Annotated in this window: 7 protein-coding genes; 6 read left to right on the top strand and 1 reads right to left on the bottom strand. The window is 33.0% G+C overall.

What is annotated here, in order from left to right; genetic code table 11:
- Positions 1-84: 84 nt before the first annotated feature.
- The 6 genes from WMO25_RS06165 to WMO25_RS06140 all read left to right on the top strand — a co-directional run bounded on the left by WMO25_RS06165 (position 85) and on the right by WMO25_RS06140 (position 14509).
- Complete coding sequence (locus tag WMO25_RS06165; protein WP_349084623.1) at positions 85-4845, top strand: non-ribosomal peptide synthetase; 4761 nt, start codon at positions 85-87, stop codon at positions 4843-4845.
- Positions 4846-4923: 78 nt separating this feature from the next.
- On the top strand, positions 4924-5961 hold the full coding sequence (locus tag WMO25_RS06160; protein ID WP_349084622.1) for a methyltransferase: 1038 nt from the start codon (positions 4924-4926) through the stop codon (positions 5959-5961).
- 2 nt (positions 5962-5963) lie between these two features.
- The gene (locus WMO25_RS06155; RefSeq protein WP_349084621.1) at positions 5964-11408 is read left to right on the top strand and encodes a non-ribosomal peptide synthetase; all 5445 of its coding nucleotides are present in this window, start codon (positions 5964-5966) and stop codon (positions 11406-11408) included.
- Between the two features lie 2 nt (positions 11409-11410).
- Positions 11411-12499 (top strand): saccharopine dehydrogenase NADP-binding domain-containing protein, encoded by a 1089-nt coding sequence (locus tag WMO25_RS06150; RefSeq protein WP_349084620.1) that lies wholly within the window; start codon positions 11411-11413, stop codon positions 12497-12499.
- Entirely contained in the window at positions 12496-13542 is a 1047-nt protein-coding gene (locus WMO25_RS06145) for a Gfo/Idh/MocA family oxidoreductase (protein ID WP_349084619.1), read from the top strand. Before WMO25_RS06150 ends, WMO25_RS06145 begins: the two co-directional genes overlap by 4 nt.
- Positions 13543-13558: 16 nt before the next feature.
- Entirely contained in the window at positions 13559-14509 is a 951-nt protein-coding gene (locus tag WMO25_RS06140; RefSeq protein ID WP_349084618.1) for an alpha/beta fold hydrolase, read from the top strand.
- Positions 14510-14569: 60 nt separating this feature from the next.
- Here the strand turns inward: WMO25_RS06140 and WMO25_RS06135 are convergent.
- The coding region (locus WMO25_RS06135; RefSeq protein ID WP_349084617.1) for a helix-turn-helix transcriptional regulator at positions 14570-14810 on the bottom strand (241 nt) is incomplete at its 5' end.

The raw sequence follows: 14810 nt of genomic DNA, 5'->3' as shown, positions 1-14810 counted from the left end.
GAAAAATTTGTGATGAAGTATGGGAAGAGATGGTATAGAACAGGAGATACTGGAAGGTATTGGAGGAATGGAACACTTGAGTTTATGGGACGAGAAGATAATCAAGTTAAAGTCAGAGGTCATAGGATTGAACTTGGAGAGATTGAGACTAAGATAAAAGAATATCCGGAAATTGATGACTGTTTTGTAATAGTTCAAAGGATGAAGGAAAATGAAAAGTTAGAGGCAGTTGTTACATTAAATCATAGACAGGAATGGACAGAAGATAATAAAAATTATATAAAAGAAAAAATTTTTGGAGAGTTACAAATCGGAATATATGAGGCGAAAGACGATTTTAAATTTTATGATGAATGTAGAAATCTTAGAAAATATATTTTGAATAGAATAATAAAAAAAATTGAAACAGGGGGTAGTGATATACATGAAAAATATGACAGATTAGTACAAGGCTGGAAAGACGAAGTTTCAAATTTAGAATCAAATTCAGTTAATGAAAAGTTGGAAAAAAATTGTTTGCTAGAAACATTTATGGCACCTTTTATAGAAAATATTAATATATTGTTAGGGTATGATAAAGAAAGGAAAAACGAAATTATAATGCAGGAGAACTTTGTTTCTCCAAATGAAGTATCGCTTCAAATGAAAGGTGGTATATACTCGATAGAGGTTATCGAAAAAATAATACATGCTTATTGCGATTATTATGGAAATAACAAAATTAGAATTTTGGAGGTGGGAGCTAGAAGTATTAGTGCAACTAAAGCATTAGCTAATAAATTCAAAAATATAGAATATGTGATTTTGGATTCATCAAGATACTATTTGAACCGAGTAGAAACGGAGCTTGGAGATTTAGAAAATGTAAGACTTGTCGTGGGGGATTTAGAAGCAATTATTATTCCTGAACTTTTAAATCTCGAATTTGATTTAATTGTATTTAATAATACATTACACCAGTTTTCTAATGTGGAAAACGTATTAAGAATGGCATCAGACCTTTTAAAAAAATATGGTTGTGTGGTGTTTTCGGAAATGGTAGTTCCATTTCCACTTGAAGATCTTTCGACTGCATTTTTTAAAAAGGCATATACAGATATAAGAAAAGATACAAAAAGAATGGTCTTAGACAAGAATGAATGGAATCAAATAATTAACTCTGCCGGTATGGAATTTATTAAAAAATATCCAGAGGAAGATTTTACAAAAGAATATCCATTGTATGTGTATATAGCTTGCAATAAATGGGGAAGTACACAGGACAAGCTAAATGGGCTAAAAAAGTTTTTAAAAGACAGGCTTCCGGATTATATGATTCCACAGAATTATTATCCAATACCGATGATGCCGATTACTAATAATGGGAAAATAGATAGAAAATTATTAGTAAAAAAATTAGAAAATATAGAAGAAAACCGTATAGAAATACATCATTCAGAAGAGAAGTGGAGTGAGATAGAAAGAAAACTAGCAGTTATTTGGAAATCTGTCTTGAATACAAAAGTTTACAGAGATAGCAATTATTTTAGATTGGGAGGGGATTCTCTGTTAGCAACTCAATTATCGGCAGAAATCAAAAAACATTTTAATATTGATTTTTCAATTGAAAATGTCTTTATGAAACAAAATTTTAGTGAAATGGCAGAATATATTGGTAAACAATTAAGCGAGTCAGTTCAAACTAAGGAAATATTTGAGACAGATGAGAAAAATCGGTTTGAACCATTTCCGTTAACGGAAGTGCAGCAAGCATATTGGATAGGAAAAGAAGGGGGATATGTTTTAGGAAATGTCGATGCGCATTGTTATTTTGAAATGGAATGTGATGAGTTGAATATTGATCTGGCTCAAAAGTGCTTTAGAAGACTAATAGATCATCACGACATGATGCGTGCAATTGTTTTAAATGGTGGAGAATATCAGAAAGTCTTACAGGAGGTACCAAAATATGTGATAAAAATCCATGATTTTAGAGGAGTGTCTGATGAAGAAATAGAAATTAAAGAACTAGAAATACGAAACCAATTATCACATCAAACGTTTAACTTAGAAGAATGGCCGCTTTTTGATATTCAAGCAGCTATCAAAAATAGAAACAAAACTAAGTTGTTTATAAGCTTTAACAACATTATTTTTGATGGCTGGAGCATGTTTATGCTGTTTCGTCAATGGAAAGAATTATACGAAAATCCGGAGGTTGACTTACCTGATATTAAATTAACTTATCGAGATTATTTGCTTGCTTTACCGAAAATTCAAGATAAGAACAAGTATGCAGAAGATGTGGACTACTGGAAAAATAGAGTATTAGAATTACCAGAGGCGCCTAAACTTCCACTACAGACATTGCCAGAACTAATTAAAGAACAAAGATTTTTAAGATGTGAAAATCATATTTCAATAGCGGAATGGGAAACTTTAAAAGGCTTAGCACAGGATAGAGGCATTACCCCGGCCGCATTGCTAATTACAACCTATGCTGAGATTCTATCACGATGGAGTGAAAGGCAGGAATTGACTATAAATTTAACAAGATTTAATAGAACTCAAATACACGAAGATGTTCAACAGATTATAGGAGATTTTACCTCGCTGACATTGCTTGGAATAGATTTGCGAAAGCAAGAGAAATTTGAGTACCGAGTTAAGTGTGTTCAGGAGCAATTGTGGAAAGACATAAGCCATTCTAGCGTTAGTGGAATTTATGTAGAGAGAGAATTGGAAGCTATAGAAGCGGGACGAGGTAGAATGCCTGTAGTATTTACCAGTGGATTGGGATTAGAAGAAAATGTTCAAGACAATCAATATCTTGGGACGATAGGCTATGGTATATCGCAAACCCCACAGATTTGGTTAGATCATCAGGTAGCAGAGAGAAATGGAGAATTGATACTTACATGGGATTATGTAGACGGATTGTTTCCAGACCAGATGATTCAAGATATGTTTTCCTGCTATATAAAATTACTTAAAAAATTGTGTCGGAAAGAATATTGGAGTTTTTCTGTTTCGGAGATGTTGACAGTACCTAAATCGGAGGAAAGAACTAGAGCAAATAGAACGGAAAAAAATATACCTAGAGATACCTTAGTAAGTTTATTTATGAAACAGGTACGAAGTTCAGGCATGGAATCGGCTATCATATCAGAAGAAAGAGTACTAACATACAGAGAGGTAGATGATTTATCTTCGGGACTAATGAAAGCAATTAAAAATGCGCCAATGGGAGTAGGCAAAATTACTGCTGTGCTTATGGAAAAAAGTTGGCAACAGGTAGTTGCGGTTTTGGGAATTTTAAAAGCAGGGAGCGCCTATATACCTATTGATGCAACGTTACCAAAAGAAAGAGTAAAATTATTACTCGAAAAAAGTGGTGCTTGTACAATCATTAGCCAAAAGGGTATCGAAGAGAAATTTGGGACAAATTTTAATAAAAATTGGATTACAATTGAGAGCGTTCAAGCGGTAGAAAGTAATGAAGATAATAGTGTATTTTCAGAATTGGCATATGTTATTTTTACATCAGGTTCAACGGGTGAACCTAAGGGGGTTATGATAACACATGAAAATGTAATGAATACTATCTTAGATGTAAATGAGCGCATAGATTTAAATCAAAAGGATAGGGTATTTGCATTGTCAAATCTAAATTTTGACTTATCTGTGTTTGATATTTTCGGTGTGTTATTAGTAGGTGGAGCTATAGTAATTCCCAAACAATTTGACATAAAAAACCCTAGAAAATGGCTGGAGTTGATAGAACAACATCATGTTACTGTTTGGAATACAGTTCCTGCTTCTGCAGAAATGCTTATAGAATATGCAAACGGACAAGGAATATTTCAAACGAATATTAGAAAGGTACTACTAAGTGGAGATTGGATACCTGTAGATTTGCCGGAAAGAATACGGAAAATAACAAAAGGAGTTGAAATATTTAGTTTGGGAGGTGCTACAGAGGGCTCAATTTGGTCCATAATTTATAAGATAGAAGAAGGTTGTTTTTTTCAGACAAGTATACCATATGGAAAACCATTAGCAAATCAAAGATTTTATATTTTAAATGAACGTATGGAAGAATGCCCAGATATGGTTCCAGGAGAATTATTTATTTCCGGAAAAGGTGTGGCTAAGGGATATTGGAATGGCCCTCAAAAAACAAAAGAACGATTTGTACCTGATCCAAAAGTACCAGGAGAGATGATGTATGCTACAGGAGACATAGGAAGATATTTAAAAAGTGGTGATATAGAATTTTTAGGAAGGGAGGATTATCAAGTAAAAGTAAACGGATACCGAATTGAATTAGGTGAAATAGAACATTATATTCGCTTAAACCATGCAGTTAAAGATACCGTGGTTATTAAGGGGAGCGATAATAGACTAGTTGCATTTTTAGTGTTGACAGATAACCAGGAGCAGCTAAAAGAATTATTGGATGACTGGTTGAGAAGCAGACTGCCAGCCTATATGATTCCGTCAGAATATATATATTTGAAAAAAATTCCATTAACACCTAATCATAAAATAGATAAGAAGGAATTGTTGAACACAATAAAAAACGAAACAAAAGAAAATAGAAAAAAAATGCCTACTACAGAGACAGAAAAGATAATTTCTAGTATATGGGAAGATGTTTTGGGATATGCAGACCCAAGTGTAGAAGATGATTTCTTTTCAAATGGTGGTAATTCATTAATGGCAGTTCGTTTTGTTAATGCCATAAATAAAAAAATGGGACTAGAACTTTCATTACAGAGTCTGTTTTCTAATTCTAAGATAAGTGAAATTGCTGCGCTTTTGGATAAGAATATTTCAGAATATGAGGATATGGGTTCCATTTAATTTAAATAGTATGTAAATCAGGACATAACTCAATTCTAAGTATAATGTCCTGATTTACATAGATGGGAGGTAAGAAAAATGGATATACAAGACAAGATGCTTTTATCTATGATACAAGGTTTTTCATTATCGTATTTTCTTTATACATCCTGTGAGTTAGGAATATTCGAAACGTTGTTAAATGAAGATCAAACTTTATCAGAGTTGAGTGAACGTTTATATATAAGGAAAGATATATTATTACGATTAATGAATACATTAGAGGCTTTTGGATTTGTGAAAATACATGATGAAAAATATTCTCTGCAACAACTAGGAAAAAGACTCTCTGAAAAAAATGGAAAGGTAATGAGAGAATTACTTTTATTTTCGGGACGACAATGTATGCCCTATTGGGCAAAGCTTTATGAAGCAGTTCATTCAGGAGAGGCTCCATACAAATTAATTGAAAAACAGGCATATTTTGATATGCAGGAAACAAATTATCAAAATTATAGGACATTCAATTCTATGATGAGCAGTAATAGTGAAGATTTAGATTTGCAGCCGTATTTTGAAACAGAAATAACCCCTTTCCGTATTAAAAAGATTGTAGACATTGGTGGTGGAACAGGAAATATATTGATTAAGTTGTTAAAGTTTTATAAAAATTCGTTTGGTATATTGCTGGATTTACAATTTGTCGAAACAGAAGCAATTAGGAATCTGCAAAATTATAATATGGAGAATAGGGTAAAGTTTTATAGTGGTAATTTTTTTGAACCAATTGATTTTTCGGCGGATATATTTGTTATGTCCAGAATATTGCATGACTGGAGTGATGAAGAGGCAATACAAATATTAAAGAATGTAGCACAAGCTATGACAGAGAATTCCAGAATTCTGATTATTGAGAAAATTATGCCAGAAACTCCTAAGCGAGAAAATACAGAAATGTATATGGCGGATTTGAATATGTGGGTAATGTGTGGGGGAAAAGAGCGAACTTTAGAAGAATTTAAGAATTTGTTGCATCTATCAGATCTTAAAGTTACTAGAATCATTAAACTTGCTGGTAATGAAAGCGTTTTAGAAGTTAAAAAGTATATTATTAATTATCAAGAAGGGATGATATAACAATGAAAAAATTATTAGAAAAATATAAGGCGGCAGGAATTATTCTGTGGGAAGAAAATGGTCAGTTGAGGTTTAGAGCACCTAAAGGAGCAATGACGGATGAACGAAAAAAAGAATTAAAAGATAACAAGAAGGCACTTATCGCATACTTATCAAGTAATATGAAGTCTGTAAATCATGATGAGGAAGAACGATATACAGAATTCCCTTTAACTGATATACAGGCTGCGTATTTGGTGGGAAAACAAGGAGGTTATGAATATGGTGGAGTTGGCTGTAAGGTATATTCAGAATTAACATTAGAAGAAATAGTGGATGTTTCAAAATTAGAAAAAGCATGGCATGAAATTGTGAAGAGACATGACATGTTACATACTATGGTTTATTCTAAAGGTGTACAGAAAACATTAAAAGATTTTTCCTTACCACCAATTAAAGTTTATGATTTACGAAATGATATAGAATCAGCAAAAAAATTTTTGACAATTAGAAAAGAACTCACAGAAAAACAATATGGAACAGAAACATGGCCGCTTTTTGACTTGGTAGTTACACTTTTGAAAGATAAAACAATTATACATTTTTCTATTGATATGTTAATTGCAGATTTTGTAAGTATTACTGTTATTTTAGAAGAATTGGAACAACTATACTTTGGACAAGAGATTGAAGCATTAGAAATAACATTCCGTGATATATTACTGTATCAGGAGAAACAGAAAGAAAAAACACGGGGAAAAGCGGAACAATATTGGAACTCACGAATTGCTACACTTCCGGCGGCACCAGAGCTACCTGTTATCAATAAGATAGATGATGAGAGTGAAGGGACATCTTTCGAGCAATTTAATTATTTTATATCCAAGGAACAAGCAGGATGTTTACAGAAAATTGCACATAAGGCAAAATTAACATTAACTGGCTTAATTCTGGCCGTGTACGCAAAAGTTATTTCAAAATGGTCCTCAAGGCAAAAATTTTGTCTTAATGTTACTATGCTGAATCGACCAGATATTCATCCGCAAATTAACAAAATAGTAGGCGATTTTACAGTGACGGATATTTTGGAAATAGATGATAGTAGTCAATTTCAGACATTTGAAGAATTTGCGAAATCTATACAATCAATGCTTTGGAAAGACATGGAAAATATGTCTGTTTCTGGAGTTGAAGTGTTGAGAAAAATAAAAAATAGCTGCGGACGAGATTCGATTCAGCCAGTTGTTTTTACGAGCACAATCGGTGCAAGGAAATTGCAAAAAAGTAATCGAAAAATGAAAATGACTTATAAAATGAGTCAGACGCCACAAGTGTGGATTGATTGTCAAGTATCTGAACAACAAAATGAACTTTTGGTCAATTGGGATGTTAGAAAAGGTATTTTTCCAGAAGGAATGATAGAAAATGCTTTTGAAACATTTACGGATATACTAAAAAGTTTAGCAAAAGAAGAAGTACATTTGGATAGAATAACAAGTTTGAGATTACCTGATAAAATGGAAAAAATACGTAAAGAAACTAACAATACTCAGACGGAGCTGACATCAGAATATCTTTATACACGTTTTGTTGAAAATGCAACAAAAATGCCAAGGAATATAGCAATTATAGAAGATAACAAACAGATTACGTATGGTGAACTATATAGTATGGCAACTGCGATTAAGGAAAATTTAGAGAATAGAGGATCTATAAAGGGGGAAGTAGTTGCCATTGCTATGGAAAGGAGTAGTAGGCAGATTGCTACAATCTTAGGAGTTTTAATGTCTGGAGGAATCTATCTTCCTTTGGATACTGAAAACCCTGTAAATCGGCTTTTAGATATTATAAAAGAGGGTCAAATAAAAAGAACGATATGTGAAGATCAAGGTTTAGCTACTGAGTTAAGAAAATTATCAGATGTTGTGCTTTTAAACTTTTCTGAAATGGAATTGGTATGCGAAACTCAGAGAAGTATTGCAGATGAAATGGATTGTTCAAAACCGGCATATGTCATCTATACCTCTGGAAGCACAGGCATTCCAAAGGGTGTTGTTATTACTCACGAAGCAGCTATAAATACAATACGAGATATAAATAAAAAATTTTCTATCACTAAAGATGATATTATGATAGGAATTGCAGGACCGGCGTTTGATTTATCAGTCTATGATATATTTGGTACGCTATCATTAGGGGCAAAGTTGATCTTGCCAAAACGAAACAGGCAATTAAATATTGAATATCTTGTTAAACTTTTGGATGATGAGAAAGTTACAATATGGAATTCGACTCCCGCTGTAATGCAGATGTTAGTTTCTTATTTACAGACACATAAAAAAGCAGACCTGTCTTTGCGGAAGGTATTATTATCGGGTGACTGGATTCCAGTAACATTACCAACTGAATTATATAAAATCTTACCAAATGTTGAAATGATTTCATTAGGAGGAGCAACAGAAGCCTCCATTTGGTCTATTTTCTATCGCGTTGAAAAAGGAGAAATATTTGAAAAGAGTATACCATATGGGAAACCATTGGCAAATCAATATTTTAGAGTGTTAAATGAACGTTTAGAAGATTGCCCAGATGGAGTCACAGGAGAACTCTATATTGGCGGTCATGGTTTGGCAGAGGGATACTACCGATCTGAGGGACTTACAGCAGAAAAGTTTATTAACCTTCCACAAACGAATGAGCGACTATATCAAACTGGAGATAAAGGAAAATATCGTGAAGACGGAAATATAATATTTCTTGGCAGGGAAGATAACCAAATAAAAATAAAAGGACATCGAATTGAACTTAATGAAATAAGTACGGTTTTGAGAACATATCCTCAAATTGAAGATGCGGTGGTTATTAATACAAATGAAGGAAATGGGCGTATACATGCGTTTGTTAAGAAAAAGCACTATGCAAATACAGGATATGGAATTGTAGAAAAGGAAGATTTACGTGACATATGCTTAAAGGCAGGAAATAGAGCATCTAGTCATGTTGATAGAAAAAAATTTGCAGAATGGGCAAAGGCTTCTGCACGTGCAGGCATTTTTGACATTTTGAAAACATTTCAAAGCATGGGAATTTTCGTTGATTGCCATAAGTATACTTATGAAGAAATATTGCAATTAACAAAAGCGCAAAAAAAATATTATCAATTGATTAAGAGATGGATTAATGCGTTACAAAGAGAAAATATAATATTATATTCAGAAGATAGATATGAATTGAATGGTGTTTATAATGCAGAACAGATTTCTGAAGAAGCTTGGAAACAATGGAGAAGAATAGAGGCAGATATAAATTATGGACATATATTACTAGACTATTTTAAAGCAAGTAGTAGTCAGTTGACAGAAATTTTAAGGGGTGAAGTAGATCAAATGGATTTATTTTTCCCAGAAGGTGATTTTAAAATTGCTAAGGCAGCTTATCACGATAATCTTATGAGCAGAATCACGAACTCAATTATTGTAGAAGTGATTCTGGCAATTATTCACAAATTTAGACAGAAGGGAGAAAAAAGAACTTTTAAAATTTTAGAAATAGGTGCCGGTGTGGGAGGAACAAGTATTGATCTGATACCAGCTTTGGAAAAGGAAAATGTAGAATACATATTTACAGATATTTCAAAATCATTTTTAAATCAAGCAATGCATAGATTTAGCAAATATGATTGGATAAAGTATTCTTTATTTGATATTAATGAGGATTACCATAAGCAAGGGCTGAAAACAAATGAATATGATTTAATATTATCGGCTAATGTTTTACATAATGCGAAAAATGGTCCAATAGTTATGAAAAAATTGAGTGAAATGGGAATTCCGGGAGGAAGTATTGTCGTTGTAGATGCGACAGGAGAAAATTATTCTTTGTTAACATCGATGGAGTTTCATAATGGTTTATCCGATTTTGAAGATTTTAGAAAAGACAATGAGCAGGTATTTTTTGAACGTGAACAGTGGGAGAATTTATTTAAAGTTGCCAATATAGATGTTGCGGTTGCATATCCATCTCAAAATGATACACTGTCTTATGTAAATCAAGCAGTTTTTGTCGGACAATTTTCAAATGATTCGAGTAGAGTCACTACAGATGAATTAAAAGAGTATGTTATGAGGAGACTTCCTCAGTATATGGTTCCAGATACTATTGACATATTGGAGGCAATACCGTTATCAAAGAATGGAAAGATAAATCGAAATCTGTTAAAGGAATATGTTCAATTTTCTACACAAGTCGAATCTCAAGTTGGCAAACCTCCGCATGGAAAAATTGAGAAATCTATAGCAAAGATATGGAAAAAGGTGCTTAATAGAAAGCATATATGGAGAGATGAAAACTTCTACGAAATAGGAGGAGATTCTCTCTTAGCAGCGCAGGTAGTGGCGGCTATGAGAGAAGATATACAGGAGGCAAAGTCATTAGAATGGGATGCACTTATGTTGGAACTTTTAAAAAATCCTACAATTGAGTCTATTGCAAAGAGATTAAGTGATGGAATACAAAGCACGGGAAATGTGGAAGTGGTTGATGACTCTCTTATATTTTTAGAGAAGGGAGAAAGAGATACTAGCATAGTTCTTTTTCATGACGGTACGGGAACTTTGACACCGTATGATGCATTGCTGAATTATTTAAAAAGTAATACAAAAAGAAAAAGTAAACTATATGGGGTCGTTTATGGCGATGAAAGTAGGTATTTATCATATGAGTCGGAAAATTTGATTTACGAACTGGGACAAGAGTATGGAAAAGAACTGTTAAAGACAGGAGATAAACAATTTACATTAGTTGGATACTGTATGGGAGGGTTAATTGCGCTAGAGACTGCGAAAGTGCTTATAGAAAATAATTGTAAAATACGGATTATTGCTATTGATACAACACCGTGTAATTATAAAATGAACAATGAATTACTTATGGAAAGAACATTTGGAATGCTTATTGGAGCAGATATAGAAAAAGCAGGGCATTGGAGTGATGAAAATCTTTTGAAAGAGGCTCTATTTATGCTGTTTGAAGAAACAGAAGGTTATATTACAATGGAACAGTTGTGCGCGTTATCAGGGAAGTATGAATCGGTAGGGAAATGTTTTAGGGAATTGGCTCAAAAGTCAAAAGAAGAACGTTTGAATGATATTTATAAAAATATTCCTAAAATTTTAGAAAGTATGACAATTTATCAGGAGCAGAGACTGAAAATACTTTTCGATGTATTTTGCAAGAGTTTTCAAGGAGTTGCTTTATATGGAGCAGCACCATTTGTTGGTGATGTTACGGCATTAGGATGTAGAGATAAATCCTCTGCTTTTATGCCTGTTGCAGAAGGGGATAATGAAGCGTTTTGGAAAGAAATTACCTTTGGAAAATTGAATTATATATCGATTGAAGGGAATCATTTTACGTGTATGAAAGAGCCGCATGTTAAAGAAATTGCTGAATTTATTTTGGAGGAATAAAAATGAATGACGGTAAAATAGGAATTATTGGATTTTCTGGAATGGTAGGGAAAGCTGCGTACACTGCATTGAAACGTAAATATCAAATACGGTGTGGGCAGCGACACTGCCCCTCTGAATTTCAAGAGGAATCCAATGTTGAATTTCAAAAGGTAAATATTTTTGCAGAAGAAAGTTTACGTGATTTTTGTAGAGGATGTGATGTGATAATTAATTGTGCCGGATCATCGTATCAAGTAGGAGATATAATAGCGAATATATGTAACCAATTGAAGATATCGTATGTTGATGCATTTGGTATAAATTTGATAGAAAATGGATTAAAAGAAGTACAAAATAGTTGTGTATTAGGAGCCGGATGTTTTCCAGGGTTATCTGGAATACTTCCTTTATGGGTACATGATAAATTTTTTGATATTTCAGAAAAAATGTGGTTAGTTTCAGGGGGAGAAGAAAAATATAGCTTTGGGGCATGCGCTGATATGCTTTTAAGTTCTATACATGGATTTGGCTGGAATGGGAAATATTATTTGAATGATGCAATAGTAAAAGAATCTCAGGAGAATATTATTGAAATCGTACTAAAAAATGAATTTCCAAAAGGCTATGTATTTAATCCATACATGAATCTTGAAACAAAGAGTGTGGCTAAAAAATTAAGATTAAAAGAGGCACATTGGTATAATGCTGTTGCAAATAAAAATCTGCTTGGTATACTACAGAAAAGTTGTGTAGATTTAATAAAAAATGAACCACTTGAAGAAGTTGTAAAAAAAATGATATATTATAGTAATGGGGAAGAACAAGTTTTACCCTGGTATATTATGGCTATAGTAATGGAGGGAATTAAGGATAATATCAAACAAAGAGTAAAAATTGTAATACAGAGTAGGGGGAGTTATGAAATAAGTGGAAACATAAGTGCGATTATAGCAGAAGAAATTTTGAAAGGGAGTATTCAACCGGGAGTAAAATGGACATGGGAAGTACTAAATCCTAAAATAACAATGGAAAAATTGATAAAAAATCAAACAATAGAAATGTATAGTTTTATAGATTCGTTTGATGAATTAGAAGAAGGAATAGTATGAAAAAAATAAAAGTTATTGTATGTGGAGTGAGATTTGGCAAGTTTTATCTTGAAGCAATCATGGGGGATAGAGAGAATTTTGAATTAGTTGGAATTCTCGCAAGGGGAAGCGATCATGCGAGAGAATGCGCTAAAAAATATGGGGTTCCGTTATACACCGATATAAATCAATTATCAAAAAAGGATGTTGATATGGCATGTGTAGTGGTACGGTCTTCTGTAGTAGGTGGAGAAGGAACAAAATTAGCACTAGGCTTGCTTGAAAAAGGAATTTCGGTAATTCAAGAGCAACCAGTGCATCTTGATGATTATATACAATGTATGAAAATAGCAAGAAATTCAATGTGTAGATATCAAGTAAACGGATTTTATGCGGGGCTTCCGAATGTTAGATATTTCATAAATTCGGCAAGAAAGGTGTTTGCAATGACTACCATAAGACATTTAAGTGTAGATTGTACGATACAAGTATTATATTCTACAATTGATATAATTGGTAAGATTGTAGGTGGTTTGACTGGAGTTCAAGTAATAGCAAAAAGTATCCAAGTTCCGAATGAGCCGTTTGTGACAATTGAACTTAAAACTTCTGATTTGCCAATTAGCCTTAGAGTTTTTAACTGCTTAGACCCTAAAAATCCTGATAATTTGTATTTGCTTCAACGTATATCTATGATTACAGATAGCGGAACTCTTATGCTTACAGATACTAATGGTTTGGTGTTATGGCATGCATCTATGCCTCAGATTACGCGTGAGCAAACAAAGGGGTTGTGGGAAAATCAAATGCCGGTAACAACCATTCTTAATCACCAAGACAATGTAGATCAGGAATATATATATAAAAAAATATGGCCTTCAGGAGTTAGATATACATTGCTAGAATTTAGAGAAAAAATATTAGAAAATCAATTTTTTGATAATACAATTCAGCAAGGATTAGAGGTATGTCGTTTGTGGAAACAGATAGGTAAGGAGATTGGGAAAGCGGAGGTAATAGAATATGTAGAAAAAAAAACAATCGAATTGTCAGAGCTACGTTGATAAAGGAGAAAAGAATGTGATTATTGGAACTGTAACAGTTTTACTTATTTTGATTTTGTGCGGAAGCGTATTATTTATCAAAAATCGTTTTATGCCTAAAAAAGCGTGTGATCGAAAAGCTATTTTAAATGGAGGAGGAAAGATTATAAATATAGAAGGGTTTAATATTTGGTATAAGATATTAAACAAAGCCGGAAAAGGGGTGCCGACATTTGTTTTGCCAGGGGGATTGGGTATGGCATCTACATATCTACAACCATATATGGATTTTCTTGCTGAAAAGGGACCGCTTATATATTATGATCCTAGAGGGTGCGGACGTTCTCAGATAAAAACTGATTTGGGGAATTATAAATGGGATGATTTTTCTAAAGAATTAGAAAGATTAATTGAATATATTGCACCAGGGAAAAAAGTAGATATTGTATGTCATTCCTGTAGTGGCGTGTTGGGATTAAAGGCTATGTGTGATTTTCCGGAAAAAATAAATCGTATTATTTTTGTTTCTTCCTTATCAACAAAATATGAAGCTACACCACCTAAAATTAGCAGTTTTATTAGGAATATTCCTCCAAAAAATCCGGAAGAAGCAAATCAATGGTGTACAAAATTTATTAAATCAGAAGCTATGTTCGGAAGTATGTTTTATGATAAAAAGAATTTAGAACAGTTAGATACAGAGTATGTAACCATGGCAGTGATGATCAATCTCAATACGACAATCAATCCCCCATTTGATTTTAGTGGAAAGCTCAATCAGAATAAAATCCCAGCATTAGTCATTTGTGGTAACGAAAAATATGAATCAGAAACGACAGGAAAAAAATATGCTTTAAAATTATGTGAAGAAATTAATGGGAAAGAAGTTATCGTATTTGAGAATAGTGGTCATTTTTGCTTTATAGAAGAAAATGCACGTTTTGTTAAGACTGTAAAACGATTTTTGGGTTTTGAGCAATGTATTTAATAAAAATAAGAAAGATGAAACGGGTGTTATAATGAGAAAATAAACACCCGTTCATCTTTTTTATTTTTGCTGTGCTACTTTTCTAAATTCACCTGGAAGAAGCCCTGTACTTCTTCGGAACAGTTCTGAAAAACGGCTTGCTTTAGTATATCCGACAGTTCTAGCGATTAAACCTATATTTAAATCAGTGTTTGCTAGAAGAATTTCAGCTTGACTCATACGGCGTTGTTGAATATATTGGGTTATTGTACAATCATGATACTGCTTAAAAATTGTTTGAAGTTTTGTAGCCCCCATATAG

This window comes from Coprococcus intestinihominis (assembly GCF_040096555.1).
In the GTDB taxonomy this organism is placed as follows: domain Bacteria; phylum Bacillota; class Clostridia; order Lachnospirales; family Lachnospiraceae; genus Coprococcus_A; species Coprococcus_A intestinihominis.
This window is presented reverse-complemented; position numbering and strand designations above follow the sequence as displayed.

What these genes read in the sequence shown, in the direction of transcription:
- WMO25_RS06165 (WP_349084623.1), top strand. Translation starts at nt 85, where the DNA reads ATGGGACGAGAAGATAATCAAGTTAAAGTCAGAGGTCATAGGATTGAA.
- WMO25_RS06160 (WP_349084622.1), top strand. Translation starts at nt 4,924, where the DNA reads ATGGATATACAAGACAAGATGCTTTTATCTATGATACAAGGTTTTTCA.
- WMO25_RS06155 (WP_349084621.1), top strand. Translation starts at nt 5,964, where the DNA reads ATGAAAAAATTATTAGAAAAATATAAGGCGGCAGGAATTATTCTGTGG.
- WMO25_RS06150 (WP_349084620.1), top strand. Translation starts at nt 11,411, where the DNA reads ATGAATGACGGTAAAATAGGAATTATTGGATTTTCTGGAATGGTAGGG.
- WMO25_RS06145 (WP_349084619.1), top strand. Translation starts at nt 12,496, where the DNA reads ATGAAAAAAATAAAAGTTATTGTATGTGGAGTGAGATTTGGCAAGTTT.